Source organism: Geomonas silvestris, assembly GCF_014193515.1.
Taxonomy (GTDB): domain Bacteria; phylum Desulfobacterota; class Desulfuromonadia; order Geobacterales; family Geobacteraceae; genus Geomonas; species Geomonas silvestris.
In genome coordinates this window covers 1-22,301 of the sequence record NZ_BLXX01000008.1, presented here as the reverse complement: position 1 = coordinate 22,301, position 22,301 = coordinate 1, and the positions used below count along the sequence as shown (strand labels likewise).

15 protein-coding genes and 1 pseudogene are annotated in these 22,301 nt (G+C 54.2%); 13 read left to right on the top strand and 3 right to left on the bottom strand.

What is annotated here, in order from left to right; all coding sequences use genetic code 11:
- Positions 1–365 precede the first annotated feature (365 nt).
- From GMST_RS13205 to GMST_RS13150, 12 genes and pseudogenes are all read left to right on the top strand, one after another.
- The gene (locus GMST_RS13205; RefSeq protein WP_183355149.1) at positions 366–1,313 is read left to right on the top strand and encodes a WD40/YVTN/BNR-like repeat-containing protein; all 948 of its coding nucleotides are present in this window, start codon (positions 366–368) and stop codon (positions 1,311–1,313) included.
- A gap of 459 nt (positions 1,314–1,772) precedes the next feature.
- Positions 1,773–3,296 carry a lipopolysaccharide biosynthesis protein gene (locus tag GMST_RS13200; RefSeq protein WP_183355148.1) on the top strand — a complete coding sequence of 508 codons (1,524 nt, stop codon included), beginning with the start codon at positions 1,773–1,775 and terminating at the stop codon, positions 3,294–3,296.
- Between the two features lie 34 nt (positions 3,297–3,330).
- Complete coding sequence (locus GMST_RS13195) at positions 3,331–4,437, top strand: polysaccharide pyruvyl transferase family protein (RefSeq protein ID WP_183355147.1); 1,107 nt, start codon at positions 3,331–3,333, stop codon at positions 4,435–4,437.
- Entirely contained in the window at positions 4,427–5,374 is a 948-nt protein-coding gene (locus GMST_RS13190) for a glycosyltransferase family 2 protein (protein WP_183355146.1), read from the top strand. Before GMST_RS13195 ends, GMST_RS13190 begins: the two co-directional genes overlap by 11 nt.
- A 14-nt stretch (positions 5,375–5,388) precedes the next feature.
- Positions 5,389–6,618: an O-antigen ligase family protein gene (locus tag GMST_RS13185; protein ID WP_183355145.1), complete on the top strand. Its 1,230-nt coding sequence runs from the start codon at positions 5,389–5,391 to the stop codon at positions 6,616–6,618.
- A gap of 52 nt (positions 6,619–6,670) precedes the next feature.
- Entirely contained in the window at positions 6,671–6,919 is a 249-nt protein-coding gene (locus tag GMST_RS13180; RefSeq protein ID WP_183355144.1) for an acyl carrier protein, read from the top strand.
- Between the two features lie 4 nt (positions 6,920–6,923).
- A pseudogene (locus GMST_RS22450) lies at positions 6,924–7,340 on the top strand (acyltransferase); the annotation flags it as partial.
- A 72-nt stretch (positions 7,341–7,412) separates the two neighbouring features.
- Entirely contained in the window at positions 7,413–8,615 is a 1,203-nt protein-coding gene (locus GMST_RS13170) for a right-handed parallel beta-helix repeat-containing protein (RefSeq protein WP_183355142.1), read from the top strand.
- Positions 8,612–9,841, top strand: coding sequence for a glycosyltransferase family 4 protein (locus tag GMST_RS13165; protein ID WP_183355141.1), 1,230 nt, complete (start codon positions 8,612–8,614; stop codon positions 9,839–9,841). The genes GMST_RS13170 and GMST_RS13165 overlap by 4 nt, the downstream gene beginning before the upstream one ends.
- A 62-nt stretch (positions 9,842–9,903) precedes the next feature.
- Entirely contained in the window at positions 9,904–10,941 is a 1,038-nt protein-coding gene (locus tag GMST_RS13160) for a radical SAM protein (RefSeq protein WP_183355140.1), read from the top strand.
- Between the two features lie 55 nt (positions 10,942–10,996).
- The gene (locus tag GMST_RS13155; RefSeq protein WP_183355139.1) at positions 10,997–12,100 is read left to right on the top strand and encodes a glycosyltransferase family 4 protein; all 1,104 of its coding nucleotides are present in this window, start codon (positions 10,997–10,999) and stop codon (positions 12,098–12,100) included.
- A 23-nt stretch (positions 12,101–12,123) separates the two neighbouring features.
- Positions 12,124–13,737, top strand: coding sequence for an FAD-dependent oxidoreductase (locus GMST_RS13150; RefSeq protein ID WP_183355138.1), 1,614 nt, complete (start codon positions 12,124–12,126; stop codon positions 13,735–13,737).
- A gap of 128 nt (positions 13,738–13,865) precedes the next feature.
- Here GMST_RS13150 and GMST_RS13145 read toward each other — a convergent pair whose 3' ends face one another.
- Complete coding sequence (locus GMST_RS13145; protein ID WP_183355137.1) at positions 13,866–18,143, bottom strand: multicopper oxidase domain-containing protein; 4,278 nt, start codon at positions 18,141–18,143, stop codon at positions 13,866–13,868.
- 246 nt (positions 18,144–18,389) lie between these two features.
- Complete coding sequence (locus GMST_RS13140) at positions 18,390–19,100, bottom strand: FKBP-type peptidyl-prolyl cis-trans isomerase N-terminal domain-containing protein (RefSeq protein ID WP_183355136.1); 711 nt, start codon at positions 19,098–19,100, stop codon at positions 18,390–18,392.
- A gap of 993 nt (positions 19,101–20,093) precedes the next feature.
- On the opposite strand from GMST_RS13140, the gene GMST_RS13135 reads away from it, so the two are divergent.
- Positions 20,094–21,758, top strand: a complete 1,665-nt coding sequence (locus GMST_RS13135; RefSeq protein ID WP_308936495.1) for a glycosyltransferase family 4 protein — start codon at positions 20,094–20,096, stop codon at positions 21,756–21,758.
- 443 nt (positions 21,759–22,201) lie between these two features.
- On the opposite strand, the gene GMST_RS22615 is transcribed toward GMST_RS13135, so the two are convergent.
- The coding region (locus tag GMST_RS22615) for an IS3 family transposase (RefSeq protein ID WP_371873112.1) at positions 22,202–22,301 on the bottom strand (100 nt) is incomplete at its 5' end.

Genomic DNA, 22,301 nt, shown 5'->3' with positions numbered 1-22,301 from the left:
AGTCGCCGAAGTACCTGTCTGGTATTTCGGCGTTTTTTTGTCTTCTCCCTTCACCTCTCTCCGGACTGTTCAACCTTGAGTTGTCGCTGAGAGTCTCGTACTTTCACTGCGACGACTGTGCATTGATAAACCCGTTTGCTTCCGCACCTCAACGCCCCCCGCTTTACAGAGGCAGTTCAATACTCTCACAGTAACTGGTCAGTGGCTGCACACTGTGAGGCGGAAATCCGTTTTCATTATCAAGTTGGAAGGTTGGAGTAAGGCTTTAATACCAGCATCTTGCACGCGTATTTGAAAAAAACGCGTCCTGGCATTGACGTTGTAACCGTGTGATCAGCAGGTCGCTCACACGGGAGGCAACGAACATGCTCAACATACACCAGATCAACAAGACTTCGCGTACATCCTTGGTTGCCGTCCTGGCATTATCCATGGCTCTGCTTCCCGGTTGCGGCGGGGGCGGGGGTGCCGGAGCCCCGACTGCAGTAAGTTCCACGCAGGGCAGTAACGTGACTCCCACAGTGCCTGCAGCTCGACTCACGATGAAGCAAGGGGAGCAGTTGGCGAGTATCGCTTTCGGCAGCAAGACATACGTTGCAGTTGGTGATGGAGGCAAAATACTCACCACAGAAGATCTCTCTACCTGGAAAACCGTAAACTCAGGTACTTCCAATCCTTTAATGGGAGTCGCCTACGGAAATGGAACTTTCGTTGCCGTGGGTACCGATGGAACTGTCCTGAACTCCGCAACCGGAAATACCTGGCAAACGACTGATTCTCACAGCTCAGAAATGCTCTACAGTGTGTGCTACGGTAACGGGAAATATGTTGCCGTCGGTGCCAACGGTGCCGTGGTAACATCTTTGGATGGTTCAAACTGGACCAGCAAAAATCTTTCCGGCGGCAAATTACTGTACAGCGTTTCCTACTGTCGGGATACCTTTGTTGCAGTCGGGGAAGAGGGTACTATCGTGACGTCGAATGACGGAGTGAACTGGGTCTCCCGAACTTCGGGGACCACCAGTTGGTTGTTCGGATCTGCCTATGGTAACGGTACGTATGTTGTTGCCGGTGGGGATGGGACAATAATGACTTCTTCCGACGCAGTGAACTGGACCCAGGTGGACTCTGGCGTTTCTGATGGCCTTATGGGTGTAATGTTTGACAGCGGTACATTCACCGTGGTCGGTGAGGAAGGCATTGTTTTGAAGTCAGGCAACGGAAGCCAGTGGGCTAGCAGCAACCAGCAAGGAAGTGATTGGCTCTATGGGATCACGAACGGCTCGGCGGGAATAGCCCTAGTTGGAATCTGAAATAACTGTTTACCGATGGTTTCGAGAAGGCCCAGCGAATTTCGCTAGGCCTTCTTTTTTGTGTTTTCGACCAGTGAGTGTGGCGTGGCAGGAGGGAATCCGCAGCGGTGGATATTTATTAGCCAGAACTACTTATTCTGTGCAGTGCTCCTGAAAAACGTTGGAGGAAATCTCTAAAGTTTGTCCCTTTACCTGGGATGTTCCAAATGCTGAGATGATATTTTCTTTCTAACCGGAAACTCTGTCCCTGCACCAGGTATCTCTGCATAATTTGTTGACCTCTCTTAACGTGCATGGTAGTTTCAACGGTCGGATGTGTCACAAAATGCGCGCTTTTTCTACAGCGGCAGGTTCCGGTTCTCTGAGGCTGATGGCATACATCAGCCGATATGTTTCTTGTGGATTTTCTGTTCGCTGTCCCTTGTGTTGGCTTGGAAGGGCGAACCTGCAGGTTTGATTATGAAAAGCAAGGGACGTCTGTCTACCAATCTCGTCACCAATGTTTTGAGCTTTTCCCTCAACATTATGGTGGGAGTTTTTTTTACCCCTTACCTCATTCGTCATCTAGGCGTCTCCGGGTATGGTTTCATTCCTCTGGCCAGTAATCTCAGTTCCTACCTCACAATCGCAGCGCTGGTCATCAATGCCTCCGTGGCCCGCTACATCACTGTTGCCATCGAGCGCGACCAGCACGAGGAGGCCTCGCAGTATTTCAGTACCTCTTTTTTCGGCAGTGCGGGACTCGCCCTTTTGATGGTATTTCCTGGCGCTCTTCTCGTTGCTTTTCCTGATCTCGTCATACGAGTTCCTGATGGATACGGAAACGAGGTCCGTTGGCTACTGACACTCACTGTCGGCACGATTTTGATCTCTTTTGTGACCACACCTTTCGAGGTTGCTACCTTCTGTCGTAACCGTTTCGATATACGCAGTGGAATTGCCACAGCATCACTATTTCTCCGCGTGGCCCTCGTTATTGTCTGCTTCAAATTTTCAGCACCTCGTCTCTTTCATGTAGGTCTTGGCCTGATACTAGCGGCTCTTTTCTCACTATTGGCTTCGATTGCTGCCTGGCGGAAGCTTACTCCAGGACTTTCTCTTAGGTTGAGCCAGGTAAGGTTTCACTGTCTCCGACAGTTGGCGAACTCTGGTGGCTGGATCAGCGTCAACCAAGTCGGGACCCTGCTGCTGATCAACATTGACCTGCTGGTGGTGAACTGGTACTTCGGCGCCGAATCCGGCGGGCGATATGCTTCGCTGGTGCAGTGGTCAATTTTGCTGCGCGGCCTCGCCTTGACCGTCACTGGTCTGTTGAGCCCTCCGATTATGTATCTTTACGCACGTAATGATCTCGCTGGGCTCGTGAGCTATTCGCGCAATGCTCTCAAATATCTCGGTCTTTTTATTGCCCTGCCGGTCGGGTTGATCAGTGGCCTTGCCAAGCCGATCCTGAGTGTTTGGCTGGGACCTGACTTTGTTGCCTTGGCTCCTCTGCTAACTGTTATGGTTGCACCCCTATGCATTAATCTCGGCTATATTCCGCTGCACAATATTTCCATGGCCACCAATAACGTCAAGGTACCTGGTATCGTCCAGGTCATTGCAGGCGTTGTGAACCTCCTGCTTGCCATCTTTTTTGTCAAGTTTCTTCAATTGGGGCTCTACGGTGTCGCTGCTGCCGGAATTCTTGTCTTGACCCTGCGCAATGTTGTCTTTACCCCGGTGTATGCTGCGCGTATCATAGGCGTGCCCTACCGCACCTTTATGCGAGAGTTGCTGCCGATCTCTTGCGCCACTGCGTTGCTGGGAATTTTTTGCTGGTACCTCGCTCATTGGTTAGGTGTTGACTCACTGCCGAGCCTTTTGACCTTAGTTGTTGTTATCTCCTTTGGCTATTTGCTGTCACTATGGCTTTTTGTCCTTTCCTCGGTTGAAAAGGAGTACATGCTGACACTGTTGAGACCCAACAGGAGCTTTGCATAGTGGTTCCGAGGCTCTCAAAGACAAAAGGCGCATCATGACTACCTATTTGATTGCAGGATATTACGGCATGAAAAACACCGGGGACGATGCACTGCAAAGTGTGTCGTGCTGGGGAGCCCGGAATTTCCTCCAGGCAGGCCGCCTCTGGACTACGGCCACTACCGTTCCCATTGAACTGTGGCGGGCCTCCGTTCGTCCCATTTTTAAGCCAGCCCCCGTGTTTCCCGGCAGGAACCGGTTGTCATGTTATCTTCGGGCACTGCAGTCAAAGGGCATAATCATGGGAGGAGGGTCCGTTTTTCACTCATGTCACTATATGAGTCTGGTCTCGGATCTTTTGCGCTTGAGTGGCAAAGGACCTCATGCAGCGTTGGGGGTCAGCATTGGGCCGTTTCGGTCATCTCAGGCGGAGCGTGACTGTGCGAAGTTGCTGCGGCGTTTCCACTTTTTAGGACTGCGTGACAAGGAGAGCGCGGATCTCGCACGTGCCCTTGCCCCTCAGGTTCCAAGTGCGTTGACCTTCGATCTTGCGCCCTTACTGACACTCGCCGCACCTCAGACAGACCGAACAGACCTTGCTCCAACTCGGCGGTCGGGTATCGGTTTCGCTCTTTGCGACTACGAAAGATTTGTCGGCGGGAACCTCGAGGTAGAGAAGCGTCGGAGAGGCGAGTTGCTGCGGTTGGTGCGCTTAGTGGCTGGCCACGGCGAAGAAATTGTCCTTTTTGAGTTCAACGGCCATGACAACTTCGGGGACCGTTGCCTCAACGAGGCTCTTCTAAATGAACTGTCTGGAATATCGTCTGTGCGTCTGGTTCGCTATCATCCCGACCCTCAGGTTATTCTGCGCGAGATCAGCAAACTGAAGGCGATGGTGGCGATGCGCCTGCACGCGGGGGTCTTTGGTTACCTCACTCAGACCCCTACGGTCATGCTTTCATACAATCCGAAATGTGCCGGATGGTCGGAGCAGATAGGAGCGGATCCATCCACACTCTTCGATAGTGCAGATTTCGACGCTGCAGAGGTGATTCAGATACTGGATCGAGCCGTAGCTGGCGTGGTCCCTTTACCTGCCCTCCCCGTAAAAAGGGCTCAGGAACTCGCCCTGAAAAACTGGAGCTGGGTCCATGACCGCTGAAAGAATCACGGTTGTGATCCCTCTTTACAACAAGGCTGACTATATTGCCAGGGCTCTTCGTTCGGTACTTGAGCAGAGATGTCCGCCGTTTGAGGTGATAGTCGTAGATGACGGCTCGACTGACCGGGGTCCCCAGGTCGTGCTCGAGTTCCAGGATGCCCGCGTCAAGTTGGTTCGACAGCCAAACGGTGGAGTATCCGCGGCCAGGAACCGGGGCATACAGGAAGCCGCCGGAGAGTTGATTGCTTTTCTCGACGCAGATGATGCGTGGTACCCGCACTTTTTGCAGACGGTACTCAGGCTGCGGAAATCTTTCCCTGATGCCGGCCTTTATGCAACCGGGTACGAAATAGTATCGGCAGGCAAAAGGCGTCCTCTTCGTCTGCACGGAATCCCTTTACCACCGTGGGAAGGGGAGGTGGAGTCTTATTTTTTGAGTGCAGCTTTGGGCGAGGCGCCGGTATGCTCCTCGGCCGTCTGCATCCCGAAAAAGGTTTTTTCAGAGATTGGCTGCTTCCTTGCGGGTCGACGTATGGGGGAGGATGTCGACCTATGGGGGAGGATTGCCGCAAACTTCCCGTTGGCATACAGCCCTCTCGCAGCCGCTTGTTATCATCACGATGCTACGAATCGTGCTTGTACGCGGTTTGAGTCCGGGGACGAACACCCCTTTATCTGCAGCGCAGAACTCTTTTTGACGAGCAGCGGTACGCGCGCGGATCAGCATCACCTTAGACTCTATATCCGCCGTCTGAAGCTTGAGAATGCGCGCCAGCACGTCATCGCTGGAAATCTGGCACGGGGCAGGGAACTTCTTGCTGGCAAAGTCGCTGCTCCGTTTTTTGTTCGTCATCTTCTGTGGGGAACCCGATTCAATGGATTTACTCGCCTGCTATTTCTGATGAAAAGCAACGTTTTGCGTTTTCTTGGAAAATAGCCTAGGAACCCTTTATGATAGCTGGAAGTAACCGGAATCTTGGTTCAGAGTGGGTAGCGCCATCTGTAGGTTATGCAGTCTACTGCTTACTGTTCATCGTCGCCTTTTACACTGAAAACGCCGAACTACTTTCTTTGGGGGCGATGAACTTACTGCTGTTACTGCTTCTTGCGAATTTCCGCTCCATGTTTTCTTTTAAAAAGGACGTAACCGTTACAATCGCTTTTTTGATCGTGGCGCTGTCGGCTGTTAATACACTTGCAGATTTCGATCCGCAGCAGACAGGGTACCTCGTCAAAAGCATTGCCTGCTATTTTCTGTACATATTCATGGTTTCATATAACTACAGACCGCTCCGAGACAGTAAGTACCAGTACATAATTCTGTTTTCTCTTTTGGTGATTATTGGTCTGTCCCTGTTGCCAGGCAACACTGAAGACTATGGAGGGCACGTTCGCCTGCGCGGGCTTTTCGTTAACCCTAACGGATTAGCACAAACGGCGATGATCATACTTCTTTTCAACTACGGAGAGCGGCGCCTTAGCAACATTTTTTTTGTCATTGTGGCTCTTGGGGTTTTGGGCATCATCTACCTCTCGGCTACTACCGGTGCCTTTTTAGCCTTCCTTGTTGCCTGTCTGTACCAGATTCATGACCGGATTAAGGTTCGGCATCTGCTTTTTCTGCTTGTTTTTGCGCTGGTGGTTGTCGGAGCGGGGCAGTTTGGCGCTAAGTTTAATTTTTTCGAAAAGATTCGTGCACAGGCTGAGGTCGTTGTCGCAAATTACCAGAGCATCTCCCGGAATCGCGTCGATTATGAATCTCTGACTTCCAACTACACTGCAGGCGAAACCTCTGCTGTTTGGCGACTTTCCCATTGGTCGAACGTTCTTGGTGCTTTTGCCTCAAAGGACCCGTTGACCGTGCTAATTGGCGCTGGCATTGGCAGGAGTGTGATAGACTTCGGAATTCTCCCCCACAACGACTACCTGCGTGTTCTATACGAACAGGGTGTCATAGGCTTTGTTCTTACTGTCACTTTCTTCTGGCATTGCTTTCACCGCCTGAGGCATCAAGACCGGATCGTTTTTATCATGATGGTTGTGTACGCCATGTCTGAGAACGTACTGGATAACTTCCTGGTTCTTGCGCTGTTTTTCATGTTTCTCGCTTGCGCACAGATGTCCCCGCATCCTTCCTTTTCAAAGATGCCGGATGCGTTTGGCGACGCACCGAAAATCTAACCTCGCCACTGTCCTTACAGGTCTTGCAGTTAAGCAATTTTGGAGGTTTCAAATGCAGGCTTTTCCTTCTCTTACAGCTATTTTCCGGGAAGTTTTTTGCGATGACACCCTTGAGCTCAATCCAGCGATGACTGCGAAGGATATCGAGGGATGGGACTCATTCGCCCACATGAATCTAGTAACTCTGATTGAGGTAAGGTACAATATCGCGATCAGCGACACGGAAGTGTTGACCCTTAAGAATGTGGGTGATATTGCTACACTTGTAAGCGGTAAGCTTAAGGCAGAGGTAGAGGTTTGAGTCTATGCTCTTGAACAAGATTAAGTACCGGTTATCCCTCGCGTTCAGGGAGTTGAACCGAGTTCGTTATCGCATGCTCGGTGTTTCAGTCGGAAAGGACGTGTTTATCTCTTGGGGGGCCTACATCGATACCTGTTATCCGGGTTCCATTGAGATAGGGGATCAGTGTTGTATCACCAATGGTGCCAAGCTCATCGCACACGACCATTCTGTTTACCGGCTTCCCCAACAGGAGGGGGCACACGATGACGGCACGGGGCGGATCCGACTTGGCAAAAATGTCTTTGTGGGGGCTGGTTCCATAGTCCTTCGCAACGTCACGATCGGTGACAACGCTATCATCAGCGCGGGATCGGTAGTTGGCAAGGATGTTCCGCCCAGCGTCGTCGTTATGGGGAACCCTGCAAGGGTGATAAAAGACTTTTCGGTTAATGACGCTTTGTAAGAGGTAGTGTCTGCTGCCCTTGGGGCTGCGACAAAGGAGAGAGTCGCCATGAGGAAGCTTATCTTTGCAGCTTTGTATTTTCTGCCAGTGCTTGCGTTTTCCTTCCCCACTCAACTCGCGAATGCTGCTAATGCCAACCAGAACGTGGCTATCTCTACCCGCAGCGAAGGCGGGATATCCTACCAAGTGATTCACTACCCGAAAGGAACCTTCTTTCTCAACAAAACGCTGAGCATCGGGTCCAACACGATTGTCGAAGGAGAGGGGAGCGGTACCAAACTGGTTCCAATGCCCAAAAACTTTGGGGGAGCCCAGTTTGTCTCAAACAGCGATTACCGAAATGGGAACAGCAATATAAAGTTGCGAAACCTCAAGATCGAGTTTTCGCAGAAACTCGTCAAAGGGGACAACCCTGGCATCGTTCGCTTCCAGAACGTGAATAATCTCAGCATCGAAAACATCACAATGACAGGTCGCTCCGATATGTATTTTATCGACCTTGCTGCCTCCTGTCGGAATGTGGCCCTCTCTGGTTGCTCGATTTCCAATATGGGAGGTGGCTGTCTTATGCTGAGAAACCAAGACTCCGCGCCTTCCAAGGCTAGTTATGCCGTGCAGATCAGTGGTAACTCCTTTGTTTCGGGAATGGGCGATGAACCCGTTGCTGTCTTCGGGTGGCTGGGCGATGTACACGGCGTGCAGGTCAGCAACAATCGAGTTGACGGCTCACATTCCTCCTTTGGAATTGCTGCTTACGGTATAGACAAGCCCACAGATACCGGGACTCTATACGATGTCACCATTTCGGGCAACACGGTAACCGGCGGCAAGTTCGGCGGTATCGCTGTCAAAGGCGGAGCTTCGCGGGTCACCGTGAGCAAGAACGTGGTCAGTGCCACTACCAATGACGGCATTTTCTTGCACACCGGGGGTGCCTCGCTTCCCGTTGCCAGTTCGGTCACCATTACTGGCAATACCCTTACTGCCATCGGCCGACATGGAATCTTTGCTACCGGATCTGACATCGTAGTCTCGGGAAACAGCATAACCAATTGTGGCCAAAGCGGAGTCTACGTCGGTGACAATGTTCAAGTGGTATCAAACACCATCAGTAATGCTGCCCCCGGAATTCTCGTGGAGGGGACGGTCAACCGGGTGGTGAAATCCAACACCCTGACGAACGCCATCATCAATGTACTCAACAATGACTGGGCCGGCATCACTGATAATGTCGTGAGGCACGTTCCTTGAAAATTTTGGCAGCGAACAACTTCTACTATTTACGCGGAGGCTCCGAGAGAGTTTACTTCGATGAAATCGAGATGCTGCAGGCACATGGCCACGAAGTATGGCCATTTACCAGGCACTTCCCGGAGAACATCGACTCCCGCCATGCTGCACACTTCGCCCCGCCTATCGAGTACGACCAGGTACCATTACCTGTCAAGGCTGCTGTAGCTTGCAAGCTCATCTATTCTTTCGAGGTTAAAAAGTATCTTGGGGCTTACCTGGACAAGGTACGGCCTGATCTGTTGCATGCCCACAACATTTACGGCCGGTTGACTACCTCGACGATCGATTGTGCCGCCGAGCGCGGCATACCTGTCGTGATGACGCTGCACGACAACAAGTTGGTCTGCCCTTCCTACCTCATGCTGCGCCACGGCGAAGTCTGTGAGCGCTGCAAGGAGGGGCGGTTTTACCATTGCCTTTTAAGCAGGTGTCACAAGGGAAGTCTGCTTCCTTCTCTGATAAATACCGCGGAGGCCTATTTCAACCGTGTGCTACGCAAGTACGACAAGGTGCAACGCTTTCTGTGCCCCAGCAGATTCCTTCTGGAACAACACGCTTCTTCCGGGATCCCGCGTTCCAAACTTGTGTACCTCCCCAATTCCTTAAAGGTCAGAAACCTCACTCCCTGTTTTGAGCCGGGCTCGTACGTTTTGTATGCGGGGCGTCTGTCGCCGGAAAAAGGGATCATTCCGCTGCTTGAAGCTGTGCGGGGTACCTCTGTTTCGCTCAAGATCGCGGGTGATGGACCGCTGAAGGAAAGGATCCTCGCGTTGCTAAGTGGAGGGGCATTTCCTAATGTCGATCTCCTCGGTTACCGCACCGGGAAGGAATTACAGGATCTTTTCCGTGGAGCATCGTTCCTGGTGGTTCCTTCACAGTGCTACGAGAATGCGCCTATGGCAATCTTGGAGGCCTTCTCCCTGGGAAAACCGGTGATAGGATGCAATTTGGGCGGAATTCCGGAACTGGTGGCTCAGGACGAGACGGGTTTACTGGTTTCTCCCAGCGATGTGCTGCAACTCAGAGAGGCCGTGTTGGCGCTCTCGGCTGATTCAGGGAAGGTGCGGCGTCTGGGCATGAACGCACGGTGGCTGGTTGAGAACGAGTTCAACGATGAACTGCACTACCAGCGATTGATAGAGGTGTACCAAGATGCCTCTCTGGGCAAGGGAGACACCGGGTAATGCCACGGTCAACGTTGGAAATAATTGTCGTGGCTCATGTTTCATCTAATCAAGGATAACCTATGGATGCTTCAATAATCGTCACCTATCGCTGTCCCATGCGCTGCACGATGTGCAATATATGGTCTGGACCCAGCAATCCTGAACAGGAATTTCGTCCGGAACTTCTTGAAAAACTGCCGCAATTGGCCGCAGTGAACGTAACAGGAGGGGAACCTTTCGTCCGCGAAGATCTTGGCGAGATTGTCGAGATCTTGTTTCGCAAGACCAAAAGGGTCGTGATTTCGACCAGTGGCTGGTACGAAGACCGAATTTACGCTCTGGCTGCCGCCTATCCCAACCTCGGCTTTCGAGTGAGCATTGAGGGCCTTTCGGAAAAAAATGACCAACTACGCGGGCGCCCAGGTGGCTTCGACCGCGGGCTGAGGGTTCTGCTTGGGCTGCGACGAATGGGGATCAAAGATATTGGATTCGGAATCACTGTCAGTAACCACAATTCCGCAGATATGCTGTGGCTCTACGAATTGGCCAAAGGGCTGAAACTGCAGTTCGCCACTGCGGCTTTTCACAATTCGTTCTACTTCCAAAAAGACGACAATCGCATTACCAATCTCGAAGAGGTTGCCGGTAACTTCGAAGAGCTTATGGACAGGCTCTTAAGAGAGCGGCACCCAAAATCGTGGTTTCGGGCCTTCTTCAACCTTGGGTTGATTAACTACATCCGCGGTGGCAGGCGGATGCTACCCTGCGAGGCCGGTACTGAAAACTTCTTCATAGATCCGTATGGAGAGGTGCTTCCCTGCAACGGGATGGAAGATAAATACTGGTTCCAGAGCATGGGAAACCTCCACGCGGTCGATGACTTCATGGACCTCTGGCGCAGCAAAACGGCAGCGGAGGTGCGCGCCAAGGTTGCCAGTTGCCCGAAAAACTGCTGGATGATCGGCTCAGCTTCCCCTGTTATGCGGAAGTATTTGCCTAAAATTCTTCCTTGGGTGTTGAAGAGCAGGTTGAAGCGGCTCACCGGAAGGCGGGTCTCCGGGGCCTGTTGCCCACACTACGATGTCGGACAGGATCCGCGGCAAGGATCCTCGTCATAGACTTCGGACGGTGTTTTTTTCTAGCAAGAGGCACCGCAGATAAGCGGGGAAAATTTTGAAGATCGCTTTCTTTGTCGTGAAAAATATAGAGCGCGGTGGTGGGATCGAAAAGTACACACTGGAACTCGGCCGACGTCTTACCGCACGTGGTCATGAGGTGACACTGTACTCGATGGCCCATTACGGTGACGTCGTTGGCAAGGTTCACGGCATGACGGTTGTCAAGGTTCCCAGTATTTGGCACCCCGCTTTAGAGAAACTCTCTGCGTCTGCTGCCGCTGCACTCCACCTCGTTTTTATCGCACCTAAGTATGATATCGTTCACTGCCACAGCGTCGCTTCAGGGGCGTTCGCGCCACTGCTGGCCCTGCGGCAAAAGCGCTGTCTGCTGCAGATGCACGGGATAGAATGGCAGCGTAGCCGCTGGAACTTTCTTGGGCGAAGCCTGTTGAAGCTGCTGGAAACAATATCTTTGGCCAGCAACCGGTATCTTACGGCAGTTTCGCAGACTCAGTGTGACTATTACCACGACACCCGTGGTGTTCAAATGCGCTACATTCCAACAGGCGCTGAGGTAAAGGAGCGTGTACCAGCCCAAGAGATCTTCTCTCTGGGGTTGGAGGCCAAACGCTATATCCTTTTCGCGTCGCGTTTGGTTCCGGAGAAGGGTGCCCACTATCTTATTTCTGCCTTCCGGCGTATAGCCACGGATTACAAACTGGTGATCGCTGGTGACGTGAAAGGGGAGGGGGGATATAAGGAAACGCTGAACTCCTTGTCCGGTGGCGATCCGCGCATTTTGTTTCCCGGGTACGTCGAGGGGCGTCTGCTTGAAGAGCTTTTTGCCCACGCTGCCGTCTACGTTCAGCCTTCTGAAATTGAAGGGCTATCGATCGCGCTTTTGGAAGCGATGAGCTACGGAAACTGCTGCCTGGTCAGCGATATCCCTGAGAATCGTGAAGCTCTAGCGGATACAGGCTTTACCTTCAGGAACAAAGACATTGAGCACTTGAAGGATCAATTGGAGAAAATCCTGGGATTTCCAGAGGAGGATCGGGAATCCTGGGGCCGCCTGGCTCGCACCAGGGTCGAGAGACACTACAGTTGGGACCACGTTGCAGATGAATTCGAGGGGTACTATCGCGTGGTTTCACACTAGCCGCCGCTACCGTAAGGAGTACCATGCCAACCAAGCGAATCGTTGTGTTACTCGCAGTCCTCGTCCTCACCTGTGAAAGTTCCTGCTCGACCACTTCGGCGCCGCCTCCGCCTTCGCCACCGCCAGCCATCGACAGCTCGATCCCAGGCTACCACCTCGTTGTGTATGGCGCCACAGCCGGTGGGGTCATCGCTGCCGTATCCGCTGCACAGCAGGGACTTAAGGTGGCGCTGATCGAACCTGGGAGCCACGTAGGGGGAATGGTTGCTGCTGGTCTTGGCGCTACCGATTCTGGAAATAAAAACCTTATAGGCGGTAGGTCCCGCGAGTTTTTCCGAAGGATGGGTGCTGCCTATGGCACCTCTATCGCCTGGAAATTCGAGCCCCACATTGCGGAGCAGGTGCTTAAAGGCTGGCTCTCGGAGGCGGGGGTCAACGTTTTCTATAATCACGGGTTAAGTAGTGTCGACTTCAGTAATCGGAGGATAAACAACGTCACGCTCGATGACGGTACGATCTATACCGCCGGCGTCTTTATCGACGCCTCGTACGAGGGTGATCTTATGGCTAAGGCCGGCGTGAGTTATGCCGTGGGGCGCGAGGGCGTTGCAACCTATCAGGAGAGTCTCGCCGGCAAGCAAAGCCACAGCCAGTACCATCAGTTCACGACCCCGCTTTCTGCCTTTGATAGCCAAGGAACTCTACTTCCTATGGTTGGGGCTGCGGATGGCAAAAATCCGGGGGATGGTGACACTAAAATCCCCGCGTATACCTACCGGCTCTGCCTTAGTACGGACCCTGCCAATCGGATCCCTTTTTCCCAACCTCCAGGATACGACCCGAAACGCTACGAGTTGCTGCAGCGATATCTGAGCCAAAATGCTGCGACAATAACACTGGGTAACATTTTGGCACTCTCCCCGTTGCCCAACAACAAGAGTGACTGCAACAACAACGGTCCCATCTCGACAGATCTGATTGGGGGGAACTGGGACTATCCCGAGGCGGATGCAGCCAGAAGGGGACAGATCCGTGACGATCACAAGTTGTACATCCAGGGATTGCTGTACTTTTTGTCACACGACCCAGGCGTGCCTACGACGGTGCGCAACCAGATGCTTGCCTGGGGTCTGGCAAAAGATGAATTTACCGATACGGGTAACTGGCCTTTCCAGTTGTACGTCCGTGAGGCCCGGCGGCTCATCGGCAAGTATGTAATGACCCAGGCCGACCTCCTGACCAGCCTTATCCAAACGGACTCCGTTGGCATGGGTTCCTATAGCATCGATTCCCACCATGTGCAGCGGAGCGTCGCACCTGACGGCACGGTTATAAACGAGGGGGACGTTGAGGTTCCTGTCCGCGGTTACCAGATTCCTTACCGCTCCATCGTGCCCCGGGATGGCGAGTGCGAGAACTTATTGGTCCCTGTATGCATCTCGGCCTCGCACATTGCGTATTCTTCTCTACGCATGGAACCGCAATACATGATCCTGGGCGACGCCGCGGGGATTGCCGCCTACCTTGCCGTTCGGGACCGGAAGCCGGTTCAGTCGGTTGATACTAACGAATTGGCGGTTCGGTTACGCCAGCGCCAGCAGGTTCTGTCGCTGCAAGATCCTGTGCCCGTACCTTGACTCTTTTAACAGCTTGCTGTTAATGCCTTAGGACAAAGCAAAACGGAATTGCTGCGGGATCAGCTGCGGCACCAAAAGAAAAGGGCGACCCTTGCGGGTCGCCCTTTGTTGTTACCGGTTCAGACTGGTTACAGCTGCTGGATGGACGTCTGGTACATACCTGAGACGTTGCCTGCATTGTCTTTGAACCGTACCGCCATGGTCTTGATGCCGGGACCTGCCGGGGACAGTGTTACGCTACGGCTCGTAGCGTAGGTTTCCCAAGCCGTCCAGGTTACACCGCCATCTTTACTGAACTGCATCATGCCGACACCGTTTGCATCAGAAGCCGACAGGGTGAGTGTTACCACGGAGAAGGCGGTGGTTGGGGCGCCACCGTTGATCAGAATTGAGCCGGTCGGCGGCGTCGTGTCTAGGATGATGGATGCCGTGTACATACTGGATACGGTCCCGACGGAGTCTTTGTAACGAACCGAGACGGTTTTGACGCCGTCGCCGGCAGGGGTCAGTTGCACCGACTTGGTGGTGGCATAGGGCTCAAAGGTGAACCAGGTAGTTCCACCATCCTTGCTGAACTGCATCTGCGTTACCGGACCGTTGGGTGAGGTTGCCGACAGTGTCAGCGAGCTCAAGGTGGTATTGGTCAGGGGCTGGCCGCCGTTGATGGCGATGGTGCCGGTCGGCAGCGGCAGCGCAACGGTGATTGACGCGGTGTACACCGGAGAAACTGCACCCAGCGAATCCTTGAAGCGTACGCTTACGGTCCTCACACCCGAGCCCAGGGGGAGCAGGGTGATGGAGCGGGTCGTCACGTACGGCTCATACGGCAACCAAGTAGCACCGCCATCGGTGCTCAAGGCCATCTGGGTAACCGGGACGGGGTTCGAGGCAGAGAGTGTCAGAGTGACCGTCTGGGAAACCGTAGTTGTTGCACCACCGTTGATCGTTATCGACCCGGTCGGGACGGTGGTGTCAAGGTTGATACTAGCGGTGATGGCTGCAGAGACGTTACCCACCGAGTCTTTGTAACGAACCGAAACGGTTTTGGCTCCGTTCCCCGCAGGGGCAAGGGTCACCACCCTTGTCGTCGCGTAGGTTTCATAAGCTGACCAAGTGGCGCCGCCGTCCTTGCTGAACTGCATCTGGGTCACGGTACCGGAAACAGAGGTCGCCGACAGAGTCAGGGTGGCGTTTATTTGATTGGTTACCGTCGCTCCACCGTTGATCAAGATAGTGCCGGAGACTCGCGGAGTGGCAATGGAAGCGATGTTCGAAGCGGTGGAGTCACCAGCTGCATTGAACGCAATTACCCTGTAAGAGTAAGACTTGTTCAGAGCCGCGGTCGTGTCAGTGAAAATCTGAGCATTGGCGAGGGCCGTACCGATAACACTGTACGCTCCGGTGCCCGTGCGGCGTTCTACTCGGAAACCGATTTCGTTGTTGGAGTTGTCAGACCAAGTCAGTTTAACAGCAGCGGGGTAGACCATTGCTGCAGCGAGATTGGTCGCGGCTGCGGCCTGAGTCTCGTTGACCTTGAAGATGAACGGACGCATGAAGTCGTTCTCTTCGTGGCCCAGGATGTGGCAATGCCACACGTATTCCCAACCGAAGTCGGTCATCACGTTCTTGACGGCCTGTGCCGCCGGGAAGGCGTTACCGGTCAAGGGATCAAGGTTGCTGAAGCCCATGGTGGAGTTAACCGGCTGGGTCGGATCGAGCAGACGCTGGCTGGTCGGCAGACCAAAGCCGGGCAGCGTGGGCTTCTTGGCGCGCACGATGACGACGATGTCCTCCAGCGGGTTCATCCTGACGGTCTCTTTCCAACCTACTTCGAAGTCTGCAGGCGGCTTCACGGTGCCGTCCCAACCGATGCGGTTTATGACCTGCACGTTGACCAGGTGGAAGTGTACCGGGTGGGTGTCAACGCCGTTGTGGGTGATCTTCCAGACCTGGGTCTCGCCGTCGCCGATGCTCTCGGTTGCCGGATCGATATAACCAAGCGGTACGGTGGTCTGGATGTTGGCTCCGGTGAAGGGGATCTCGACGCCCAGGGTCGCGTTCATGCGGCCGCGCGGATCGAAGAGTTCCTGGATCGCCTTGTTGAGTACCGGTACCTGGGCGACCTGGCCTGCGTTAACGGTAACCATGGAGGTGGAGTTTTCCGGATAGTAGCTGAAGGTGTCGCCAGCCACGAAGTTGAAGGTGTGCTGGTTGGCGGAACCGGTGAAGATCTTCGCATACTGGTTGATGTAGTTGGTTCCCAGCGCGGCGTTGAAGGCGGCTTCAGCTACCACCGGCTTGGGCTGGGTCGCGGCGAACGCGGCCGGCAGAGCGGCGGTCAGGGCTGCCTCGTTGTACGGGGTGCCGTTAACGCCCGGGGTGCCGGTAACCTTGATCTGCATAATGGTGCGGGTGTTCGGGCCGTAACCGGCCAGGGTGGTGAACCAGCCGCCGTTCGCGGTCTGATCGGGATCGTCAGTGTAGTAGTCGATACGGGCGTCGAACGCCGGAACCGGGGCTGCCATGTCGTTGTACATGATAAGGGTCTGACCGGCGAACTGCGAGAAGTCCACAACCACGTCGGCACGCTCGGCCGGAGCCAGGAACAGCGCGTGGTCGGAAACGTTCAGCACGGTCACGCTGCGACGCATGTACTCGTAGTTGGTCGGGTTGGCCGGAAGCACGGCAACCTGCGGGTTGAGACCCGCCTCGGTACCGATGTGCAGCATCTTCGGACCCGCGGCACGCGGATCGGGAACGCCGCCGTCACGACCGTCGGTCGGCCAGGTGGCCGGCCAGCAAGCAGTACCCGCGGGGACTACGATGCCGCCGATGGTCTCGGCTGCAGCGGAGACCTGCAGACCGGTTGCCGGGTTAACCGGATCGGTGGACTTGCAGGCGCGCGGGATGGAGGTCGAGGTGGGCGGCGCGGATGGAACCATGCGCACCTCGGTGTTGGTCCGGCCATCGTCGGTCACTACGGACGAATCGGCCTGGAACAGGCTCAGGTTGAACATGCGGTCGTTGCTCGCGTTCAGGACGCGGAACCGGTAGGCCTTAGGATCGACGGTCAAGGTCGGATAGGCGGTACCGTTGATGATCGGGGTGTCGCCGAACGCCTCGGGAGTGGTGGTCACGTCACCGTAGGCACCGGTCGGCAGGTCGAGACTGACCGGGAAGATGGGCCAGAACCAGGGGCCGTAGTCCCAACGGCCAACCGGGTTGGTGCCGTCAAAGGAGGTGGGATCCTGGTTGGTCTCGTACACGTGCGGGAACCACAGGTCGCCCGGCTGCCCCCAGTGCTTGGTGTCCCAGAGGGCATCCTGGGTCGCGATGTCGGTCGGGACGAAGGTCTTCTCCTGGATCACCAGGGGGATCTGGTCGGTCGGCAACGGCAAGGCGTTCTCGCCGGTACCGGCAGGGTCGGTCAACAGATAACCGGCTGCCTCGCCGGCGTAGACGTTGAGACGGGTAATACCGGCTGCGTGGTCGTGATAGAACATAAGACGCGCGCTGTCGCCGTTGGGGTAGTACAGGGTACCGGAACCCGGACCCGGATCGGGCATGTCGGGGACGTTGACGAAGGAAGCACCCGCCAGGTAGGGGGTGTTCTCGCCGGCCGGCGTGATCCACTGGTGCGGAGTGCCGTCGGAGATCCAGGGGTTGTCGCCGCCGTGCAGGTGGATCTCGGCGCGGTTTTCCGTGTAGCTGTTGACGCCGTCGGGGCCGATGCCGGCACCCATCAGGGTCTTGTCGACCGGGAGGAACAGGTCGCCGTTACGCTTGCCGGTGGCCGGGTCATATCCGCCCTTGGGGAGCAGGTTCGAGTACTTGATGCGGACTGCTACGTTGCGGGTGGCCACGATGACCGGTCCCAGGTAGTGCGGCTTGTCAACCGCATAGACCTGCTTGCCGGCGGCGTTCAGCACCGGGCTCCCGTCCGGGTTGGTGAGCTTGTAGTGGGCGCTTTTGCCGGCAGCGGCAAGCCCCGGGGTCTCGAGTTGCACGTAACCGCGCAGGGTGGTCGCCTTGGGGAGGTCGCTATGCATCCTCTCGGTGTACTCGACGATGCCGATTTCGTAGTAATCGTCGTTGGTCGTCACACCGTTGCCGTTCACCCACTTCTCGGAGGTCGCCACCGGGAGGTACTGGCCGAGGTTGTTCGCACCAGCGGCAGTGAGGCCGGGCAGACCGTCAACGAACTTCCTCATGAACTGGGCGCTTTTGCCGCTAACATTCGGGATGCTGACACTGTTGGCGTAGTAGGTCGGGACGATCTTGGTGGATCCGCTGCTGTAGGTGCTGTAGCCAAATCCCGCCCCCGCGTGGGCTAGGTGGGCGCCCAGGGGTATCGAGGCTAACAGCAGCAGCAGGCGCATGAGGTTCAGCATACTGCGTCTTTTCATGATGGGTCTCCTTTTATTGCATCTTCCATTACACGTTGCCTGCGATAACTGCATAAAACCTGGTGGTGCCTTTCTGTCTCACACCTCCTTTTCTCAAATTTGGGAAATCCTTTTCGTTGCAATCTCAGTACTCAGTTACGACATTTGACAGACATTTCAGTGGACACGCATACTGCTGAGGTCATTGCGGCCTTAGCTGCCGCTAGTCAGTGCGGTTAATCGCGGGAAGCACCTTGCCGACCTCGACTACTTGGCGTTCCCGGTAATTTCGTTTTTATGGGGATTGATGGCAATAAGCTCGACTTCGTAGAGCAAGGTCTCGTTGGGGCCGATCTCCTTGCCCGCCCCGCGCGCCCCGTAGGCCAGCTGCGAGGGGATGAACAACAGCCACTTTGAACCAATAGGCATATTCCTGAGCGCCTCGCGCCACCCGGGGATGGTGGCTTTCATGGCGAGGACGGCAGGCTTTCCCTCCTGAGAGGCATCGAACTCGGTACCGTCAAGAAGGGTGCCGCGGTAATTCACTTCGATCATGTCCTGGTCCTGCGGCTTGGCACCGTCTCCCTTGCGGATGATGCGGTACTGCAAGCCCGAGGGGAGCGCGACGACACCTTCTTTGGCCTTGTTGGCCGCCAAAAACGCCTCGCCCCTTTTCTTGTTGTCTTCGCCACGCTCTTTCCTGCTTACCTGCTGCTTGCGCCGCACCTCGGTCTGCAGGTCGTTCATGGTTTTTTTCAGGACCTTTTCGGGAACGAGGATCTTCTCTCCGGACAGACCGTCCCTCATACCCTTCATGATCATTTCGAGGTTGATGTCAACGCCCTGCTTCTTCAGATTCCGAGCAGTCTCAACTCCAATACTGTAGTTGAGAACGTCGGATTGGCTGGATAGTGACTCAGCCTGCCCCTGTGTGGCAAAAAGAGTGATTCCCAAAAGTGTGGCAAGTATTAATTTCATCTCATCTCCCTTCGGGCAGTGTTAATCTCTGGCTGCTTGAGCGCCAGGCTAAATTCGACATTAGATTGTATTGTTAAAATCAAAAAAATCAAACGATTAAATTGCGCTTTGTCATGTTTTGCGGATTTCCTGAGAGAAAGGGGCATCTTGCTGCTACTCTTGTACAAGTTGCGTGCCATATCATGTTGCTTCCGCTAACTAGCTACTGTTGCAAGAGTTAGCGCCTGATAGCAAGCTTGTCGGTATCATGTCGAAGGGTGCTCAAAATATTGCAGTGTCAAGGAGGTGTTTGTGTAAATATTCGTAATTCTGAGGCATAAATGTTTTTTCCTATTTTAAAACGTGCAGAAAAGGGCAACATTCCATAACCTCAGAATCGCGGTTCTCCAGTAACCCGCTACCTGGTTAAATGGCGTGGGGGGAGGCCACCAGGAGGGACTGAAATCGTCATCGTCTGGCCTCAGACCTTATATTCAAAAGTGGCTGAAGCTCTAAGTCTGGAAAGGACCCATAATTTCTGGTCTTTGTGCTATTGGTGTGTGAAAAGGCGTGTACGGATATCTGTCGTGAGACGCGGAGATAATCACTCCTTTAACGGTTAAGGGAGGAGTTAGCGGTATGAAGTGGATTCGCCAGGTTCTCTATTGGCGCCTTAAATATGCCTTAAAGGGATTGAACCTAATACTGTTGTGGTGTATATAACCAGAGGTGCTTCTGAGGAATTCCTGAGGTGAAACGTTTATGTAAGGCTAATTTAGTTTTTTTGTTAGAATGGTCGGGATACTTATTTTGAGGAACAAAAGAGTATGGGGCGTTAAATTAGATAGTATTAATTACATATGAATTGGTAAAAAACAAAAAAGTACTGCAAGGATGGTGGTTCTGACGCCCCTTGACTCATGGTTGTTGAAGCTTCAGAACGTTGATCTGCCGCTTAAAGGTAAAGGCCCACAGTTGCGGTGGCTTTATTCGGCTTGAGAATGTAATGGGAAAATGCCACTAATATACATATTTTACATATTCCTTACCTCGTTATTTACCTCGCTTGTGTTGATCCCCAACATTTCACGGCTTGCGGTTTCTATTGGCATTTTTGACGAAATAGATGAACGCAAAGTGCACACCGGCGCCATTCCGCGTCTCGGGGGGATTGCGATCTTTTTCGCCCTATTACTCGGTGTGATCCTTTTTACGAACATCGATCGCACCATGCGCGGGTTTTTAGCTGGCGGAGTAGTGGTCTTTCTTACTGGGCTTACCGACGATCTTGAGCAGATCGCCCCGCGAATGAAGTTCCTTGGCGAACTGATGGCGGCCTTGGTGGTGACCCTCGTGGGGGATATCCACATCACCAGTATCGGCGACCTCTTCGGTCAAGGCGAGATCCTGCTTGGTTACCTGTCGATTCCCTTTACTGTCTTCGCCATCGTTGGCGTGATCAACGCGATCAATCTGCTGGACGGACTGGACGGTCTGGCCGGCGGGGTCACTGCCATTGCTGCTGCGGCGTTCGGTCTTCTGGCCTATCTGGCTGGGGATGAGATGATGGTCGGGGTGAGCGCCGCCGTGCTGGGGGCGGTGGTGGGATTTCTCAAGTTCAACAGCTATCCCGCTCGCATCTTTATGGGCGACGGCGGGAGCCTCTTTCTCGGGTATTGCCTGGCAATGCTGTCGGTGCACCTGGTGCAGCATACCTACGCAACGGGGCAGGGCTCGGAACTGACGCCGCTCATCATCTTGGCCGTACCGGTGTTCGATACGGTCTTCGTGATGGGGAAACGGCTGGTGAACGGGAAACGGATCTTTAGCCCGGATCGCTCTCACATCCATCACCGGTTCATGGACCTGGGACTGGGACACAAGACGACGGTTATCCTGGTCTACGGTTTGAGCTACTTTCTCGCTACCTACGCGGTCATGTTCCGGCAGCTGCCGGATCACCTGCAGTTGGTGAACCTTGTGCTCTTGCTGGTTTTTTTCTGCCTCTCCAACTGGGCACTGGCTCGGCTTCTGGAGGGGAAGGAGCACCGTTTCCTGCGTGACGACCACGCCCTCTTAAGTGCATATTCTTATCGGTGGATGGTCCGCTACTCCCATTACTTTCTGACTGGGGTGAAGTACCTCATCCTGTTGGTCCTGAGCCTCCCCCTTTTTCTGATAAACGGCCCGGTAAACATCGCAAACGCCTCGGTTGCCTGGCTTCTCATCGTTGCCACGTTAGTCCTATTTCTGCAGACGGCCGACTTGGGAAACCGTTTTTTGCAGATCATCATCTACTTTAACGGCGCCTTTTTGATCTACGTGGTGGAAAACAGCGGCCGCGAGCTCGATTTCATGGGGCTGCCGGTAAGCTACCTCTCCAACTACCTCTTCGGCCTGGTGCTGCTTGGCGTCGTCATTCTGCTCATGTTGCGCAAGAAGACCAGGCTCTTGATGGACTCGCCGCTTGAGTACTTCGTCCTCTTCATCGCGGTCACCATTCCGCTGTTGCCCGACTCGGTTACCCGCCCGGTGCACCTCCTGAGCGTTGCGGGGAAGTCGATGATCCTCTTTCTTGGGCTTAAGATGGTGGTGCTCCTCGAGGCCAGGCGGAATCGGAAGATCATCGCCGCGACCATGCTGAGCCTTCTGTCGTTGGCCGCCAAAAGCTTTCTGTAGACCGTGAATTCTGCAGCTTAAAAGCTTCTTTTACAGCAGAGGACGCAGAGGCACTCAGAGGAAAACAACAGCGAGGAAACCTAAAGCGGGTTTGCCACGTAGCCACCAGCCTTCGCGAGGAAAGACAAAAGCAGTACTCACAGAAGATTTTGGTTCTCCCCCCGTGTCCCTCTCGCTTTACCTCTGTGTTGCCCTGTGGTCAGCATTTAAGAATTCGACTGTTCCGAAAAAACGGCAAGGCCCCTTAAGGCCCTGCCGTTTTTCTTTGCCGGATCCCCGCTCTTAAGCTGCAGGTCCCCTTGGCTACGTTAAAAATCTGCGCGGCTACGCTGACCGTCCCGTGGTTATCCTAAAATATCGGCGGTTAGGAAGAAGGCCAGCGTGGTTACCCTGGAATTCACTCCGCTAAGCTGTGGAATTGCCCCGATTTCGTGGACAGTCGGTTAAGCGGCTAGGTTGAGTTGATCGACCTCGAACGGGGTCCGATACCCCAGCGAGGAATGAATCCGTTTGCGGTTGTAGAACCGCTCGATGTAGTCAAAG